The sequence below is a fragment of the Nocardia ninae NBRC 108245 genome, assembly GCF_007990755.1.
GTDB classification, from domain to species: Bacteria; Actinomycetota; Actinomycetes; order Mycobacteriales; family Mycobacteriaceae; genus Nocardia; species Nocardia ninae.
Genome location: NZ_BJXA01000053.1, coordinates 18,948 through 36,482, shown reverse-complemented (window position 1 = coordinate 36,482; position 17,535 = coordinate 18,948). Strand labels below are relative to the sequence as shown.

17 protein-coding genes and 1 riboswitch are annotated in these 17,535 nt (G+C 66.8%); of the genes, 14 read left to right on the top strand and 3 right to left on the bottom strand.

Going from position 1 to position 17,535, the window contains the following annotated elements:
* Positions 1-339 precede the first annotated feature (339 nt).
* Both NN4_RS30015 and NN4_RS30010 read right to left on the bottom strand, forming a co-directional pair.
* Positions 340-1,233, bottom strand: a complete 894-nt coding sequence (locus NN4_RS30015; RefSeq protein WP_147138586.1) for a Sco1979 family transcriptional regulator — start codon at positions 1,231-1,233, stop codon at positions 340-342.
* Positions 1,234-1,323: 90 nt separating this feature from the next.
* Positions 1,324-1,545, bottom strand: a complete 222-nt coding sequence (locus NN4_RS30010) for a DUF397 domain-containing protein (RefSeq protein WP_107656514.1) — start codon at positions 1,543-1,545, stop codon at positions 1,324-1,326.
* Between the two features lie 325 nt (positions 1,546-1,870).
* Between NN4_RS30010 and NN4_RS30005 the strand changes: the two genes are divergently transcribed.
* The 4 genes from NN4_RS30005 to NN4_RS29990 all read left to right on the top strand — a co-directional run bounded on the left by NN4_RS30005 (position 1,871) and on the right by NN4_RS29990 (position 5,155).
* Positions 1,871-2,671, top strand: a complete 801-nt coding sequence (locus tag NN4_RS30005) for an SAM-dependent methyltransferase (protein WP_147138584.1) — start codon at positions 1,871-1,873, stop codon at positions 2,669-2,671.
* 209 nt (positions 2,672-2,880) lie between these two features.
* Complete coding sequence (locus NN4_RS30000) at positions 2,881-3,111, top strand: hypothetical protein (RefSeq protein WP_147138582.1); 231 nt, start codon at positions 2,881-2,883, stop codon at positions 3,109-3,111.
* Between the two features lie 257 nt (positions 3,112-3,368).
* Positions 3,369-4,628, top strand: coding sequence for a PucR family transcriptional regulator (locus NN4_RS29995; protein WP_147138580.1), 1,260 nt, complete (start codon positions 3,369-3,371; stop codon positions 4,626-4,628).
* A 92-nt stretch (positions 4,629-4,720) separates the two neighbouring features.
* The gene (locus tag NN4_RS29990; protein ID WP_147138578.1) at positions 4,721-5,155 is read left to right on the top strand and encodes a CBS domain-containing protein; all 435 of its coding nucleotides are present in this window, start codon (positions 4,721-4,723) and stop codon (positions 5,153-5,155) included.
* Between the two features lie 10 nt (positions 5,156-5,165).
* On the opposite strand, the gene NN4_RS29985 is transcribed toward NN4_RS29990, so the two are convergent.
* The gene (locus NN4_RS29985) at positions 5,166-5,588 is read right to left on the bottom strand and encodes a pyridoxamine 5'-phosphate oxidase family protein (RefSeq protein ID WP_147138576.1); all 423 of its coding nucleotides are present in this window, start codon (positions 5,586-5,588) and stop codon (positions 5,166-5,168) included.
* Between the two features lie 122 nt (positions 5,589-5,710).
* On the opposite strand from NN4_RS29985, the gene NN4_RS29980 reads away from it, so the two are divergent.
* From NN4_RS29980 to NN4_RS29935, 10 genes are all read left to right on the top strand, one after another.
* The gene (locus tag NN4_RS29980; protein WP_246181160.1) at positions 5,711-7,003 is read left to right on the top strand and encodes an aminotransferase class V-fold PLP-dependent enzyme; all 1,293 of its coding nucleotides are present in this window, start codon (positions 5,711-5,713) and stop codon (positions 7,001-7,003) included.
* The gene (locus NN4_RS29975) at positions 7,000-8,289 is read left to right on the top strand and encodes a heavy-metal-associated domain-containing protein (RefSeq protein ID WP_147138574.1); all 1,290 of its coding nucleotides are present in this window, start codon (positions 7,000-7,002) and stop codon (positions 8,287-8,289) included. Before NN4_RS29980 ends, NN4_RS29975 begins: the two co-directional genes overlap by 4 nt.
* Positions 8,286-9,872, top strand: coding sequence for a type III PLP-dependent enzyme domain-containing protein (locus NN4_RS29970; RefSeq protein ID WP_147138573.1), 1,587 nt, complete (start codon positions 8,286-8,288; stop codon positions 9,870-9,872). Before NN4_RS29975 ends, NN4_RS29970 begins: the two co-directional genes overlap by 4 nt.
* The gene (locus NN4_RS29965) at positions 9,872-11,200 is read left to right on the top strand and encodes a pyridoxal-phosphate dependent enzyme (protein WP_147138571.1); all 1,329 of its coding nucleotides are present in this window, start codon (positions 9,872-9,874) and stop codon (positions 11,198-11,200) included. The genes NN4_RS29970 and NN4_RS29965 overlap by 1 nt, the downstream gene beginning before the upstream one ends.
* A 115-nt stretch (positions 11,201-11,315) precedes the next feature.
* The gene (locus tag NN4_RS29960; RefSeq protein ID WP_107656507.1) at positions 11,316-11,723 is read left to right on the top strand and encodes a hypothetical protein; all 408 of its coding nucleotides are present in this window, start codon (positions 11,316-11,318) and stop codon (positions 11,721-11,723) included.
* A 108-nt stretch (positions 11,724-11,831) separates the two neighbouring features.
* Positions 11,832-12,461 (top strand): TetR/AcrR family transcriptional regulator, encoded by a 630-nt coding sequence (locus NN4_RS29955; protein ID WP_107656506.1) that lies wholly within the window; start codon positions 11,832-11,834, stop codon positions 12,459-12,461.
* 95 nt (positions 12,462-12,556) lie between these two features.
* A riboswitch (M-box (ykoK) riboswitch) is annotated at positions 12,557-12,727 on the top strand.
* Between the two features lie 242 nt (positions 12,728-12,969).
* Positions 12,970-13,686 (top strand): MgtC/SapB family protein, encoded by a 717-nt coding sequence (locus tag NN4_RS29950; protein ID WP_107656505.1) that lies wholly within the window; start codon positions 12,970-12,972, stop codon positions 13,684-13,686.
* 73 nt (positions 13,687-13,759) lie between these two features.
* The gene (locus NN4_RS29945; RefSeq protein WP_147138569.1) at positions 13,760-15,496 is read left to right on the top strand and encodes an ABC transporter permease; all 1,737 of its coding nucleotides are present in this window, start codon (positions 13,760-13,762) and stop codon (positions 15,494-15,496) included.
* A 40-nt stretch (positions 15,497-15,536) separates the two neighbouring features.
* A complete protein-coding gene (locus NN4_RS29940; protein ID WP_147138567.1) occupies positions 15,537-16,883 on the top strand; it encodes an ABC transporter ATP-binding protein in 1,347 nt (448 codons plus the stop codon).
* Positions 16,884-16,953: 70 nt separating this feature from the next.
* On the top strand, positions 16,954-17,346 hold the full coding sequence (locus tag NN4_RS29935; RefSeq protein ID WP_147138565.1) for a hypothetical protein: 393 nt from the start codon (positions 16,954-16,956) through the stop codon (positions 17,344-17,346).
* Positions 17,347-17,535: the final 189 nt, after the last annotated feature.

The window sequence follows — 17,535 nt, the reverse complement described above, 5'->3', positions numbered from 1 at the left end:
GGGCCAACGGACAGCCGCCCGGCAGCCGCACCCAGTTGCTCAGTGGCCCTGCCGGACTGCTCAGCGCCTGCTGCGGGTGGCGAGCTTCCGATGCCGAGTTGTCCGGTGCTGGACCACCGCGCGTTCGCGTTGAGTTGTTCGGCTTCGCTGACCGGGCACTGTGCAGTGCCGTCGGCACGGAAAGGGCTACCCCATCGAGTTGCGGTGCGCCACAGGCGCCGTCGAACCCCGGTGGCCCAGCGCGCGGCAAGGCGACTGCGGCAGAGCTCAGATCATGGGGCAGCGCTGACGGATAGCTGGCATCCGCGCGCACCCGCATGGGTCCCCTCGCAGGGGTGATCAGCGATCGTAGCCTTCGGCGTACTTCGCCAGGATTTCGATCGACTTCTCCGGCCGCTCGGCCTGCACGCTGAGTCGGTCCATGACCGAGAGATACAGTGCGAGGTCTTGTCTGCGGTCCAGGTAGAGGGCGCTGGTCAGGTGTTCGAGGTAGACGATGTCGGGGAGCTCGGATTCGGAGAAGCGCAGAATGCTGAACGAGCTACCCGCGGCGGCGTGCTCGCCTGCGGAGTACGGCAACACCTGTACCGTGACGTTTGGCAGTTGAGCTAGTTCGATCAGGTGTTCCATCTGCTCGCGATGCACGCGCGGACCGCCGACCGGTCGATGCAACGCGGCTTCATCGATGACCGCCCACACGATCGGCGGATCGGAGCGGTGCAGAATCTCTTGCCTGCGTTGCCGTACCTGAACCCGCCGATCCGTGTCGGCATCTTCGTAGCCGAGGGCGACTACCGCCCTGGTGTATTCGGGTGTTTGCAGTAGTCCGGGAACAAGATGCGCCTCATAGGTGCGGATCTTGCTCGCCGCCTGTTCGAGACCCAGGTAGGTGCCGAACCATTGGGGCAGCAGATCGCTGTAGCGATGCCACCATCCCGGCTCGTTCGCCTGCCTGGCCAGATCGAGGAACTTCTCCCGCTCTTCGGTGTCGTTGACGCCGTACAGCGACAGCAGGTCCCTGATGTCACGTTCTTTGAAACCGGTGCGGCCCAACTCGAGACGACTGATCTTCGCGTGCGAGCCACGAATGGCGTCGCCCGCTGCTTCTCGGGTGATGCCCCTGGCTTCTCGCAGTCTGCGCAACTGGCCGCCGAGTGCAATACGCAGCACTGTCGGACCACGTTCCGCGACAACGGGATGCACCAGACCATCGTCGTCGGGTTCAGCGATCATTGAGTTCGTCTCCGATACTCGGGGGGTTGCCCACAGTGTGTCACAACCACCTGTCGCGAAACACACCGCACCGATCGCTTATGTTACCGCTCAACTCGTCAGATAGTCGAACTCTCCGGCCTTCGCGCCGCGGACGAACGCGTCGATTTCCGGGCGGGTGTAGAACAGCACCCCGCCTTCGGGATCCCGGGAGTTCCGTACGGCGACCTGGCCGTTGGTCGCCTCGGCGACTTCGACGCAGTTCCCGCTCGGATTGCTGTAGGTGCTCTTTCGCCACGAGCCAGTGATCTTGTTGGTGGATGTATCCGACATGTTCCCCACTCCTCGGTTACGCCAATGTTCGGCTGATCAGTTCGTGCAGATGCACGCTCAAACGTTCTTGCATTTGCACCGACAGTTTGGACGATAGCACGAAGTTCGCCCCCGCGCGCCTACTAATTCGGACCACTCGGTCCGGGATCTGACGCACCGATGTTTCGCCTGGCGAACCCCCTGCTCAGACAGTCGATCACGACCATCCACCACAGTTGAATCTTGTACTGTCGCAGGGCAGATCGGATATTTCAGTCATTGGCGACACCCCCCGGCGGGCACCGGCAACCGGTGCCCGCACCGGCGTTCCTGAGGAGCCCAATCCATGCCGCACGCGGACAACAGCCCCGTGATCCGGACCGACATCCCGCACTCGGCCCGCATCTGGAACTACTGGATGGGCGGTAAGGACTATTACGAAATCGACCGGATCGCCGGCGACGCGGGCATCGGCGTGGACCCCGAGATCGTCACCATGGCAGTGCAATCGCGCCGGTTCCTGATCCGCGCGGTCGGCTACCTCACCCGCGAGGCCGGCCTGCGCCAGTTCCTCGACATCGGCACCGGCCTACCGACCATGCAGAACACCCATGAGGTGGCCCAGGGCATCGCCGCGGCGTCGAAAGTCGTTTACATAGACAACGATCCGATGGTGCTCGTTCAGTCAAGGGCCCTGTTGACCAACACAACTCGGGAAGGCGTAACCACCTATATAGAGGCCGACTACAACGAGCCCGAGCGCATCGTCGCCGACACGCGCAATATCTTGAACTTCGACCAGCCGATCGGCGTCATGTTCATGGGCGTGCTCGGCCACGCCGAGTCCTACGCCGACGTGTCGCGCATCGTGCGAACCGTGCTGGCCGCCGTGCCATCGGGCAGCTACCTCGTGCTGTGGGACGGCACCGACGACAGCGCCGACTTCGTGCAGCTCTGCGACAACTACATCGGCACCGGCGGCAAGCCGTACATTCCGCGCCCGAAGGAACAGCTCCGGGAGCTTTTCGACGGGCTGGAAGTCGTTGAGCCCGGCTTCGTTTCGATCACCCAGTGGCGCCCCGAGGCCTCCGAGACGGCTCTGACCAGGCCGATCTCCGCCTACTGCGCGGTAGCCCGCACACCGTAGCCTTATCGACGACGATAACGGCGGTCGATAAGGGCCGCCGTTCCCTCCGATTTCGGTCGCTGTTCATCGACGGCGTCCGTGCAAATGTACTTGCATCTGTAAGCGACGCAGGCATAGACTCGTACCCATATCGGGGAGGTACGCAGGGAGTTCGAGCCGGCGGCGCCTACACAGCAACTCCCCACATGCCACACGCGAGGGGCGGTCGAATGAGCCAGCCATTCCGGACTCCCCGCCGGGTTGCCGTCATCGGCACCGGCGTCGAGACTTTGCGGCAATGTCCCGCTCCGGTTCCGGTATCCGACTGCGCTGTCGAACCACCCGGTCTCACCTATCGGCAGGCGCGGGATATCTTGGCCGCCCATGAGGTGCACGGCCCGCAGTGCAGGCAGTGGCTGGCCGCGGCCGCTTACCTCTCCGCCGGTCTCGACGACGAGTAGTCGCTCGAATCCGTTGCTACCGATCGGTGTTCGAACATGTCGGCTAATCCATCCGGCCGAACATTCCACGGAGCATAACGGGATTCCGCGTGGATGTTTCGCCAGTAGTGGTATGTCACGAACGGGTCACCGCATAATGCCGTAGGCTCCCAAGGGATCTCGCTGATAACTTCCCACGCGCAGGACCCTTTCGTATAGTGAGCCGAACGATTCGGGCACAGTTCTATTACGCCCGACGTGGCAATGGAGCGACCCGAATGACCTTCTCCGCGCTGCATCTATCCCCCGATTCGCCAGAATCGGCGCTCGAAATCGGTGGCCAGTTGGCTTCGGTGCCACTGCAGAACACCGACCGAGTCGCCTCACGGATGGTGGGTTACTTCGCCACCTGCATGGCACCGTGCCGCACCCTGCCGGGCGAGCAATTGCGCGGTGACGTCACCAAACTCACCCGCACCTGCCTGGGCTTGGTGGCCGAAATGTTCGACCGGCGTACCGTTCCCGGCGACGAACAACTCGGCGAGGTGCGTGAGGCCGCCGCCCAGTGGGCCCGCGAAGGCGTTCCGCTCAGCACTATTCTGCGCGGCTACCACGAAGGCGTCCGCATCGCGTTCGGCCTGGTCACCGCACCGGCCAGGGCCGATGACGTCAACGAGCTGCTCGTCGCCACCGACCTCATGCTGGAACTACTGGCCGCCGTCACCGCCGCCGTGGCCGACGCCTACGTCGACGAACAGCATCTCGTCGCCAAGGAACACCAGACCGCCGCGCAAACTCTGGCCTCGGCACTCCTGAGCGGGCGCGGCAGTTCAGCCCTCGCCAGGCAGGCGGGCATCCCGATCGCCGACGCGTATCAGGTAGTGGCCCTGTCTCTTTCGGAACATCCGGACGAACGCGATCCGCGGGTCGACGCGAACGTCGCGGCCCGGCGCAAACTACGCAGGCTGCAATCGTCCTTGGCCACCGTGTTCGCCTCCCGCGCGCTGGCATTGCTCAGCACCAAGGGCGGCACCATGCTCATCCCGGTGGACGACGGCGAAACCCCGCTCACCGCCGAGACTCTCGCGCAGCTGGCCGAGGCCGCCGAGGTGCCGCTCACGGCGACCGTCGTCGCCTGCGACACCGACGAGATCCCCGAATCCGCCGACCAGGCACACGAACTACTCAATCTGGTTCGGGTCGGTGGCAAGCCCCCTGGCCTGTATCACATGGCCGATCTGGCGGTGGAGTACCAACTCACCCGCGGCGGCCCGGCGACCCGGCGGATCGCCACCATCCTCGACCCGCTGGAAGCGCACGCCGAACTGTTCGAAACCATGCGCGCCTATCTCGGCAACGATATGAACCGGCAGCTCACCGCACGTCAGCTCTACGTGCATCCCAACACCGTCGACTATCGACTACGCCGCATCGCGCAGCTCACCACCATCGATCTGGCCACCTCCGCCGGGATTTCGCAGGCCGCCATCGCACTGCTCGCCCGCGATCTGGACCGCAGTGTCACCCGCCGCCTGTGACCGCCCCGTGACCCTGTAACTGATTCGTGCTGGTCACCAGCCCCCGAACTTGGGATCCTGAAACTGCCGCAGACATCTGGATGGGTGACAGCATGCTAATAGCCGAGATCTTGCGCAGAAAAGGTAGCGACGTAGCAATGGTCGCACCCGACACGACAATTCGAAGCCTGCTGGCCACGCTGGCCGAGCACAATATCGGTGCGGTTGTCGTGTCACGTGACGGCGAAGGGATTGTCGGGATCATCTCCGAACGCGACGTGGTGCGTAACCTGCATGCGCGCGGCGCGGAGCTGCTCGATACCCCGGTGTCGGAGATCATGACCACCGACGTGCGCAGCTGCGCGCCCGACGACCGTGTCGACGGACTACGAAACACCATGACGGAGCATCGAATTCGGCATCTGCCGGTGATCGACCAGGGCCGACTGATCGGCATCGTCAGCATCGGCGATGTGGTGAAGAGCGCGATCTCCGAACTGACCACCGAGCGTCAGCACCTGGTCGAGTACCTTCAGGGCAAGTACTGAGCCGACCGGCTCACACGCCGCCGAGGTCGGCGGACAGCCAGTGCTCGGGCCGCAGGTACACCACGACCTGATCGCCGAAGCCCTCCGCCTGCTTCAGGTAGTGGTTGACGGCGTCGCCGGTCAGGTAGCGCCGCACCATTTCCACGTGCAGCTCCTCGGTGAGCGGGATGATCTTGGCGACCGGACCCTCCACCGCAACATATCGAGTAGTCGGTTCCGTCCGCTGCACCAGCAGCGTGAACCGGCCGGCCTCCTGGATCAACCGTAACTTCCGCGAATCGGCCCCGGTCATCACCCACGGCTCGCCGCCGGGCTCGTATTGATACCAGATGGGCACCGACAGCGGACCCCGGTCGGGACCACCTGCCACCGACAAAGCCGCGACATGCGGCTGCGCGAGGAACTCTTGACGCTCTTTCAAGGTCAAAGACATGGCTCCACCCTAGTAGGTGAAACCCGTTGCCCACGAGAATCCTTCGAAGACCTGCCAGAAGTGCGTATCGTTGGTGGCGTCCAACGCACCTTGTGAAACGGTTTTGCGGAGGGAGCGTCACGTTGCGATCCCATGCCTCGAGGCCGCATTTCGCGCGGGCCTCGGCCGGACGACTATCGCCGGCGGCGGCGCACGCCCCCGCCGACATCCGCAAGCTCTTCCCCGCACTCGCCGACTCCACCGAGATCTATCTGGACAGCGCCGCGACCACGCAGAAGCCGCTGCCGGTCATCGAGACCATTCACCGCTATCACAGCTCACGCACCGCCAACGCCGGACGCGGCACGTACCCGTGGGCGACCAGCCTCACCACCCGCCTGAGCAGAATCCGGGACCGCACCGCCGCCTTCATCGGTGCCGAACACCCGGACGAGGTGGTCTTCACCGGCGGCGCCACCGCGGCAATCAACGCCGTCACCCTCTCCTGGGGGCTGGCCGTACTGGAGGACGGCGACGAAATCCTGTACAGCCCAGCCGATCACGCGTCCAACGTGCACCCCTGGCATCACCTGCGCGGGCTGCTCGCGCGCTTCGGGCGCCGGATCGAGCTGATCCCCTACCGGGTGACCGCCGGTGGCGAGGCGGACACCGCCGACATCCTCGCCAAGGTCACCCCGCGCACCCGATTGATCACCGCCAGCCACCTGCACCACGTGTACGGCGGACTGACGACTTTGGCGCCCTTGCGCGGCAAGCTGGACCCCGCGATCCTGCTGTGCGTCGACTGCAGCCAGAGCGGTGGGCACGTTCCGGTGGATGTGACCGAACTCGGCGCGGATTTCGCAATCTTCGCCGCGCACAAGATGTTCGGCGCACCGGGAACCGGAATCCTCTACTGCCACAGGCGAGTCCACGATAAACTGGTGCCCTTCCTGCCCGGCGGCAATTCGGGGGTGCTGGTGAGCGAGGCCGGGCTTGTCCCAGCGGCGATGCCCGCGCTCCTCGAGGGCGGTACCCACAACATCCCCGGCATTCTCGCGTTCGGCAGCGCGCTCGAGGTGCTGGAATCGTTCGATATCGGCGCCATCGCGGCACACAATCGCGAGCTGACCGTGCGGCTCATCGACACCCTCCGGCCGATCGACGGCCTCGAATTCCTGCCTGGGCCCGCATTTACGCCGTCACCGGTCGGCTACGGCATCGTCTCGTTCACCCTCGACGGGATCACCGCGACCGACCTCGGCTTCGTGCTGAGCGAACTGGGTTTCCTGGTACGCACCGGCCTGCACTGCACGGCCGCCGACGGCGCACAGGCCGACGACTCGGTGCGGGTGAGCACCCATATCTACAACACCGCCGACGAGATCGACCGATTCACCAAGTGCGTCATGACGATTGCCGAGGAGGTCAGATGACAATGGACACCCCGCGCTACGACCGGCGAGCCGCGTCCCGGGTGCTCGCCGAGCTGGCCCAGCCGGGGCTGTTCGCGACACCGGTAGCCGTCCCCGAGCAGCGCAGGTTCGAATTCACCTGCACCGCACTGCATACCGAGCCGAACAGTCACCTGACCTACTCGCAGCGGTTGTACCTGGAGCGGTTCATGCGACCGTGCCGGCCGTATCAGGTCACCAGCGCCACCCATCGGATCACCTGGACCGACAGCGACGGCATCCCGAACACCGGCCACTACCGCGCCGACGGCCTCGGCCCGCTGGTGCCGATCGCCATGCGCGAGACCGTGCTGGCGCTGTGGCACGCGCTCGACGCCAATACCGCCTTCGCCGAACGCATTTCCGCGCTCGGTCCGCGCGCGCACGCGGTGCTCGACGGCACCACCACCGATCACGAGCCGATGGATATCTTCCGGGTCGGCATCGAGGCCGCCGGGCGGGCATTGGCCCAGCATGCCCTGCTGGCCAGGCAGACGCCCTATCGCAGCGCGATCGAACTCGCCTCGGGTATGCGCGAATCCGGACTGTTCTCGGCCGTCGCCACCCGCTGGTATTGGGAGTTGCAGGCGTCGACCTACCGGCGCGGGATGATCCCGGTGACCCTCATCGCGCAGCCGGACGGCACGGTGCGCTACTCCGCCGAGACCGTCGCGACGCTGCGGGCGATGAAGGACGCGACGATCGCCGACGCGCACACCGTGATGCGCCGGGCCACCCATGTAGAAGGCCTCAGCATCCCGGCGGCGCTCGCCAAATATCACGACGACCTCGACCTCATCTCGCGCCAGTACGCGCTGCTGCCCGCGGGTACCCGGCCCGCCTGCCTGGCCGCCATGCCGCATCACCTCGGCGGCGGGCACTACACCGTCCTGCCGGTGGTGGTCGACCAGTTCGTCACGGTGTTCACCGAGGCCGTCGCCCGCTGCGAGCTCGTCGAGGTGAGCGCCGCGCTGGACGAGGACACCGCCGATCGCGCCGCCACCGCCGAGGATCAGGTGTTCTATGTGCCGGACATGACGTGCAAGCACTGTGTCCGGACCATCGGCGGGGTGCTGGAGTCGATGGACATCCGGGTGGTCGAGATCGATCTGATCAGCAAGCGGGTGGTTGCCGAATTCCGTAGTCCGCGCAACCGGGCCAGGGCCTTCGAGGCCATTCGGGACGGTGGCTACAACCCGGTCGCGGAGAAGCCGGAGCGCGCGGCGGAGGACGCTAGGACCGCCGAGCCGTCGGAATCCGCGGTATGACAGCACCGTTACCGGCGCTACCCGCGAAGCTTCATCCGCTGGTGCGTGCCTTCCTCGATACCCCGGACGCGGTGGCGGAGACCCTGATCCGGTTCGGTGCACCGGTGCACCTGGTGTTCCCCCAGGTGTACGCGGAGAACGTGCGGCAATTCCGCGAGGTGCTCGACCGCAGACTGCCGCGGCATCGAATCTGCTACGCGCACAAGGCCAATCAGTCGCGCGCTTTCGTCCGTGCGGCCGAGTACGCCAGGATCTGCATCGATGTCGCCTCTCCGCAGGAGCTGGCGAGCGCGATCGGCGGCGGCTTCGGGCCGATGCGGATCGAGGTGACCGGGCCGAAAGGGGAAGTGTTCCTGCGTGATCTGATCGACTGCGGCGTCACGATCAACGTGGACAACCTCTGGGAGCTGCGGCGGATCGCGGAGCTGGCGGGTGACCGCGCCGAAGTGCCGGTGCTGCTGCGGGTTTCCGGATTCGACGAGGGCCAGATCAGTCGTTTCGGGGTGCCGCTCGCGCATATGCAGCGTGCGTTCGACGTGCTGTCGGCACACCGCAGCCGAATCAACTTGCTCGGCTTCGCCTTTCATCTGGACTCCGGCGATCTCGGCGAACGGGTCCGCGCGATCGACGCGTGCCTGGCGCTGATCGAACGAGCCTACGGTTACGGGCTGAGACCTACCGTGCTGAATATCGGCGGCGGCTTCCGGCAGGTCTTCACCGAGGACGCCGATCGGTTCGACGGCTATGTGCGCGCGCTGCGCGAATCGCTGCTCGGCCGCGGCGAGCCGATGAGCTGGGGCAGCAACACTTTCGGCTACCACGTCGCCAACGGCGCGGTGCACGGCACTCCGGTGTTCCACAAGTACGCCAACACGATTCCGGCCACCAGGATGCTCGACGATCTGCTCACCGCCCCGCTGGAGCGCCACGGCGGGCGCACCGTCGCCGAGGTCGCCTCGGACAATCTGCTCGAGGTGTGGCTGGAGCCGGGCAAAGCGCTGCTCGACCACGCGGGCGCGACGGTGGCCAGGGTCGACTTCGTCAAGGAGCTCGCCGACGGCAGCGTGCTGGTCAACGTCGATCTCAGCCGCGACTCGGTGACGCCGGCCGACCAAGAGGTGATGGTGGATCCCATCGTCCTGCCGAGCACCACGCACCGGCCGTCCCCGCCGATGCCGCCGGACGGTGCGGTGGTGCCGACCCGTGGCGCGGGCGACACCGCGCCGAGCCTGCATCCGGTGACCGAAACCGGGCCCGTCGGTGTGTATTTCGCGGGCCGCCTCTGTCTGGAGCGGGACCTGATCACCAATCACAAGGTATGGCTGTCGCAACGGCCGCGCGCCGGCGATCTGGTGGTGTTCCCCAATACCGCGGCCTACCACATGGACCTGTCCGCGGCGATGGCGTCGATGCGGCCGCCGCCGATCAAGCTGGCGGTGGCGCACCGGGCGGGCAGCTTCCAGGTGTATCGCGATGCCGACTACGAACCGCACCTGCCGGTCGCGCTGCCACCGCAGCGGCGCACCCCGGCGCGCGGTCCGTTGCGTCCGCCGGTGCCGCGCCGACCCACCGGGGCACCCTGATGCGCTACGACCACATCACCGAACTCATCGGCAACACTCCCCTGCTGCGGCTCGATCCCGCCGTGCACGGTCTGCGCAACGTCGAGTTGTACGCGAAGCTGGAGTCGCACAACCCCTTCGGCTCGGTCAAGGACCGGGTGGCCTGGGGCATGATCCGCGACGAGCTCGACGCCATCCGGGCCGGTGGGCAGAGCTTCATCGAGGCGTCCAGCGGCAATACCGCGAAGGCGCTGCGGGTGCTGGGCGCGATGCACGGCATCGGCCTGCGCGCGGTGACCAACCGGATCAAGGTCACCGAGGTCCGAGAACTGCTGCAGCTGTTGGGCACTGAGATCGTCGAACTGCCCGGCCTGTCCGAGTGCCCCGACCCGACCACACCGAACGATGTGTACTCGGTGATCGAGGCGACGATGGCCCAGCAGCCCGACGCCTACTACCACGCCTCGCAATACACCAACGAGAAGAACATCGAGGCGCATCACCACGGCACCGGCCGGGAGATCCACGAAGACCTGGCAGCCGACGGCATCAACCGGGTCGACTACCTGATCGGCGGGCTCGGCACGACCGGGTCGACCAGGGGCACCGCTACCTACCTGCGCAAGCACAACCCCGAATTGCGCACCGTAGCAGTGGTTTCCGACCGCGCTGACTTCATTCCCGGGATCCGCTCGGAGAGCGAGATGTGGGATGTCGGCCTCTTCCAGCCCGACTTCTACGATGACATCGTGACCGTAGAGTCCGGTGTAGCCGTGGACGCCACCCTCAGGCTGGCTACCGGTTACGGCATCCTGGCCGGGCCGACCAGCGGCGCGAGCTACGCGGCGGCGCTGGAAGCCCTTGCGGTACCGGATGTTTCGGCACAGCGACCGGACGGGCCGATCGTCGCGGTGTTCATCGTCTGTGACCGGCTGGAACCGTACCTGTCCTATATCAAGAAGCGCAGGCCGGAACTGTTCGACCGCGCCGTGCGCCGACCGGCCCCGAGCGCCGCCGAGCAGGCGGCCACGCCGACCCTGACACCCGGCGAGCTGGCCGAGCTGGAACGCACCGGCAAGCCGACCATCGTGGACACCCGCGGCGCGATGGCCTACCGGATCGGGCATGTGCCCGGCGCGCTCAATATTCGCGACGACCAGCTGGACGAGATGTTCGCCCAGGGCATCCCGTTCCCCCGGTCCCGACCGGTGGTGTTCGTCTGCCCGGTCGGCGAGCTGTCACTACGGTTCGCCACCCGAGCCACCCAGGCGGGTTACGACGCGAGCAGCCTGGCGGGCGGCATCGTCGCCTGGCGCGACGCCGGTCTGCCACTGGAACGTGGCGGGTGACGCGCGCGAGTCATCCGGCCATTACGGGCGTGTCTCTTTCGCGACGCGCGGAGACTACTCGAGAGCGCGGACGCCCGCGCCGTCTCCATTTCACGCCCGAGAGAGAAGATTCCTCATGTACCGGTCGAAGAAATCCGTCGCCGCCGCACTGACCTCCTTCGGTGCCATGACCGCCGCCCTGGTGCTCACCGCACCCGCCGCGCCTGCCGCCGTCACCGCCGTCGGCGTGGCACCCGGCCTGAGTTTCGGCAGTTCCACCGCGTTCGGCACCACCTGCAGTTACATCGCCACGGCCACCGCGACCCCCGGTGACGTCATCGGCTTCTTCGACGCCACCGGCACCTTCGACCCCGGCGGCTGGATCACCGTGCCCGCGTCCGGCACGGTGACCGCGAAGTGGACGCCGCTGCTCCCCGGCAATCACACCGTCTACGCGGTGCACAATTCGGGAGCGTTCGTCTCGACCGCAGCCACTGTCGGCAACGGGGTCAACCTCGGTCCCGTCTGCGTCGTCCTGCCCTGATCGACGCGCCGCAGGCAGGCCCGGCGACCCGCGTACCGAATCCGTTTCGGCAGGACCCGAAGTCGGGCGGTGCGGGTCGGCGGGCTCGCCGCGGACTAGTCTGGTGCGGTGCAATCAGCCCAGGAATCAGACGACGACGCGGGCCCGCGGATCTGGGGCGGCACGACCCTCACCGAGCGCAGGGAGGCCCGCCGCAGCGCGCTACTCGAGGCCGCACTCGATCTGATCGGCGAGGCGGGCGCCAGCGGGGTGACCATGCGCGCGGTCTGTCGCCGAGCCAACCTCACCGACCGATACTTCTACGAGAGCTTCACCAGCCGGGACGAGCTGCTCGACGTGCTCTACCGGCAGGTGGCCGAGGAGTTCCTGGAGCCGATGACCGCGTTCGCCGCGGCCGACGAGCCCTCGCGCGACCGTGAGCTCGCCCGGATCCTGGTCGACAAGGTGCTCGCCGACCCGCGCAAGTCCCGGCTGTTCCTGGTGGAGCCGTACTCCAGCACCGGCCTCGGCCAGACCACCATCTCGGTGATGCCGGTGTTCACCCGGCTCATGCAGGACCACCTCTTCTCCCACATCGACGACCCGGTCAAACGCAGGCTCGCCGCGGTGACCATGGCCAGCGGCAACGCGGGCATGTTCTCCGCGTGGCTCAACGGGTCGCTGCGCGCCACCCGCGACGAGATCATCGACCACTGCGTCGCGATGATCACCGCGTACCGCTCGCTCTACCGGTCCTGATTCGCCCTCGCCGCAACACGATTCGACCCCGGGTGCGACCGCGCTCACATCTGGGTTGCCAATGTTTCCATTCGGGTGTTTACTGACCAGCGCAAGGTGCCGATCGTTCGCTGAGGCTCCTTCACGGAAACAGGCCAGCGACCCCGAACGTCGAGAGACGCCCCGGGTCAGGACAGATCTCCCCGGCTTAAGGGGTGATCCCGATTGGCTCCCGGACCCACCGGGTTTACGCCGTGAAGTGCCAAAGGTCTTACGAGGACGGGTACTGACCGGCGTTTTTATCGGTCATTCGTGCTGCGCTCTGCAACGATCAAATACGTGAAGCCCGGCATATCGTCGTGCGCTGATGGACGAAGGAGGTGAGCCGGATGCCCGGCGGTAATAGTCCGTATCCCCCGTTAGCCAAATATTCACCCGGTGACACCTCATCAGCCGATTTCGTTTCGGGAAATACCCCGTAACCTGCTGGTCTCGACGGTGCGCTGACGATTGTTCAGGGAGTGCGGTCATGACAACAGTGGAAATGATCCTCCGGCTGCTCGCCGGCGTCGGCCTCGGCGCCGCCATCGGCTTCGAGCGGCAGTACCGGGCCCGGATGGCGGGCCTGCGCACCAACGCGCTCGTCGCCGCGGGCGCCACACTGTTCGTGCTGTTGTCGGCGCACGGCTTCTCCGGCGGCACCGCCGACCCGACCCGGGTGGCTGCCCAGATCGTGTCGGGCATCGGTTTCCTCGGCGCGGGCGTGATCATCCGCGACGGGCTCAATGTGCGCGGCCTCAATACCGCGGCCACGCTCTGGTGTGCGGCGGCGGTCGGCGCCCTCGCCGGGGCGGGCATGTTCAGTACCGCGGCCGCGGGAACGGTCGCGGTGATCGTGGTCAATGTCGCGCTGCGGGCGGCGGGGCGCGCGGTCGACAAGCAGCCGGAGGCCGGACACGAACAGCCTGCGTCCTACGAGTTCGTCGCGGTCACCAACGACGACAACGAAGCCCATGTGCGTGCCCTGCTGGTGCAGGCCTTGACCCGCACCGACTTCCAGTTGATCTCGATCTCCAGCGCGAACACCGGCACGCCGGGCCGGGTCGAGGTGCGGGCCGAACTGTTCGGTGACCAGCGCGACGACCGGCAGATGGAGACGGCGGTGAGCAGGCTCAGCCTGGAACCGTCGGTGACCAGCGTCGGGTGGCACATCGCGACCTCGGATGTGAAGGGGCCGCAGGCATGAGCGAGCGCAGCGAGCGAATCATGGACGCAGCGCCTAGTGGCATGCCGGAGCCGAGCGCTAGCGAGGTGCAGGCATGACGCTGCTTCGTTCCTACCCGGCGGGCACCGCGCTGGACCGGCCGCGCAACCGGTTCGCCGATGTCGTGGTGTTCGTCGGAGCCGCGGTGCTGATCTGGTTGGTCGTGCGGGTGTCGGCGAGCGCGAACGTGCCGTTCGACCAGGCCGCCGCGCCCGCCACCGTCTCCACCGATCCCGGACAGCTGCCCTACTACGCGGCGCGCTCGCTGCTGCGGATGTTCGCCGCGCTCGGGCTGTCGATCCTGTTCACCTTCGTCTACGCGACCGCCGCGGCACGGCTGCGGCGGGCCCGCACGGTCCTGCTTCCGCTGCTCGACATCCTGCAGTCGGTGCCGATCCTGGGGTTCCTGTCGATCACCGTCGCCGGGTTCATCGCGCTGTTCCCCGGCTCCGAGCTCGGTCTCGAAAGCGCCGCCATCTTCGCGATCTTCACCTCGCAGGCCTGGAACATGGCGTTCGCGTTCTACCACAGTCTGGCCGCGCAGCCGCGCGAGCTCGACGAGGCCGCGCGCAACCTGAGACTGTCCCGCTGGCAACGGTTCTGGCGGGTCGACGTGCCGAGCGGCATGATCCCGCTGGTCTGGAACGGGATGATGAGCTTCGGCGGCGGCTGGTTCTTCCTGGTCGCGTCCGAGGCGATCAGCGTGAACAACCATGAATACGCGCTGCCCGGTATCGGGTCCTATGTTGCGACGGCCACCGGCGACGGCGATCTGAGCAAGGTGTTCATCGCGATCGGGGTGATGATCGTGATGGTAGTCGGGGTGAACTTCCTGTTCTGGCGTCCGCTCACGGCATGGGCCGAGCGGTTCCGGGTGGAGGACACCGGCGCCGCCGAGGCGCCGCGCAGTGTCGTGCTGAATCTGTTGCGGCGCTCGCACATTCCGCTGTTGCTCGGCAAGGTACTCGGTCCGCTCGTAGCGCCGTTGGATCGGCTGATGAGCGTGTTCGGGCTCGCCGAGTACCCGCTGCACGCCTCGCCGGTGCGGCGCAAGGCCGGTGATCTGGCGTTCGCCGTGGTGGTCGGCGCGGCAGTCGCCTACGGCGGGTATCGCGTGATCGGTTACATCGAATCCACCGCAGGCTTCGGCGAAGTCGGGCACGCGTTCGGGCTCGGCTTCCTCACCTTGCTCCGGGTCGTGGTACTGCTGGTGTTCGCCACCGTGATCTGGGTGCCCATCGGCGTGTGGATCGGGTTGAACCCCAGGGTGTCCCGGCTCGCGCAGCCGGTGGTGCAGGTGCTGGCCAGCTTCCCGGCCAACTTCCTGTTCCCCTTCATCACCGCGGTGCTCGTGTGGAGCGGGGCCAGCCTGAACTGGGCGGGCACCATCCTGATGGCGCTCGGCGCGCAGTGGTACATCCTGTTCAACGTCATCGCGGGCGCGAGCGCGGTGCCGACCGATCTGCGCGAAGCCGCGGCCAACCTGCAACTACCGCGAACAGTGTGGTGGCGCAGGCTGATTCTGCCCGCCATCTTCCCCAGCTATGTGACCGGCGGGATCACCGCGGCCGGTGGCGCGTGGAACGCGTCCATCGTCTCGGAGGTCGTCGACTATGGGTCCACCACGCTGGTCGCGGCCGGGCTCGGCTCCTACATCCACGAGGCAACGAAAGTCGGTGACGCACCACGGATCCTGATCGGCGTGCTGGTCATGAGCATCTATGTGGTCGGCATCAACCGGCTGTTCTGGCGGCGGCTATACGCACTGGCCGAACGGCGGTACTCGCTGTGACCACCGGCTACCGCTCCACTAGTTCGACGGGAGATCGATCATGACCGTGACCACCACCGAGGCCGACCGCGCTGTGCTGCTGGACATCTCGGGCGTCGGCAAGCGATTCATCGGCGCCGCAGGCGACGAGTTGCGGGTGCTCGACGGCATCGATCTGCAACTGCGCAGCGGCGAGATCGTCGCCCTGCTCGGCCGGTCCGGCTCCGGCAAGTCCACGCTGCTGCGCATCATCGCCGGGCTCATCGCGCCGTCCGACGGCGAGGTGACCTACCGCGGCACACCGCTCAACGGCAGCAATCCCGGTGCCGCGCTGGTGTTCCAGTCGTTCGCACTGATGCCGTGGCTCACCGTGCAGGACAATGTCGAGCTCGGCCTGGCCGCGCGCAACGTGCCGCCCGCCGAGCGGCAGCAGCGCGCGCTCGCCGCCATCGACATGATCGGCCTGGACGGCTTCGAATCCGCCTATCCCAAGGAACTTTCCGGCGGGATGCGCCAGCGCGTCGGCTTCGCCCGTGCGCTCGTGCTCGAACCGGATCTGCTGCTGATGGACGAGCCGTTCTCGGCGCTCGACGTGCTCACCGCGGAGAACCTGCGCACCGAGTTGGTGAACCTCTGGGCCACCGAGGGTTTCCCGACCAAGGCGATCTGCGTCGTCACCCACAACATCGAGGAGGCCGTGCAGCTGGCCGACCGCGTGCTCGTCCTCGGGTCCAATCCAGGTCGCATCATCGCCGAAATTCAAGTGTCGCAACCGCGCCCGCGTGATCGGCGCGCACCGTGGTTCGAGGCCATGGTCGATCAGATCTACGGCCTGCTCACCGGGCGTGACACCGAACCCGTTGTCGCCGAACCGGATAAGGCCACGCCGACCGCGCAGCCGCTGCCCGACGCGTCCGTCGGTGGGCTGGCCGGTCTGGTCGAGCTCGTCTACGCCAACGGTGGCCGCGCCGACCTGCCCGACATCGCCGACGAACTCAACTTCGAGATCGACGACCTGCTGCCGCTGGTCGACGCCGCCGAGATGCTCGGCCTGATCACCGTCGAGGACGGCGACGTGCTGCTCACCGACATCGGCTCCCGCTTCACCACCGCCGACATCCAGGAGAGCAAGCGCATCTTCGCCGAACAGGCCCGGCACCGCGCGCCTTTGGTCCGCACCATCTGCAAAGGTCTGGCCGGTAGCGCGGACGGTAACCTCCGCGCCGGGTTCTTCCTCGACCTGCTCCGCCGCGGGTTCGGTCCGGAAGACGCGCGCAGGCAACTCGACATCGCCATCGACTGGGGGCGGTACGCCGAGTTGTACGACTACGACACCGATTCCGACAAGATCACCGCGGATCCGGCGGCGCAGGTATTCGCGGGCGTGCGCGGGAAGTGGACTTCGTAGCGGTCCGACCAGGGGTCGATTACCTCCCAGGTAATCGACCCCGCATGGTCTTTCGGGGACCCTCGTGTGCATGGCAACGAACACCACGCCGACCTGCTCACCGCTGGCCGGTCCACTACGCGGCCTGGCCGTCGGTCGAATCGTCTTGGGCGCCGCGGCCATCGCCCTGCCACGAAAACTGAGCGCCGCCTTCGGCATCCGCTCGACGCCTGAGCTCACCTACATGACCCGCATCTTCGGTGCACGGGCCATCGCGCTCGGCGTCGGCTACCTCACGGCCCCCGCCGAGGAACGGCCGCGCTGGCAACGCATCGCCCTGATGGTCGACATCATCGACACCACGCACGGGGCCGCCCATGTTGCTCGCGGCGACGTCCCCCGCCCAACCGCCGTCGCCATGACCGCCCTCACCGGCAGCTACATGGCGGTCGGCGCGACCCGATTCGCGCGGGATCTACTGTGACTACGCCGCTCACATCGCACGGCCCGCGCCGCCGGAAACTACTACGTGGCGGTCGGCGCGAACCCGGCTCGCGCGCGAGCTGCGGTAACTACGCCGCTCGCATCGATGGCATGTCCCCGCGAAGACGGCTGCGTTGTGTTGGCGGGCGCACCGACACGGGCACGACAACCCCGAGCTTGTGAGCTGACG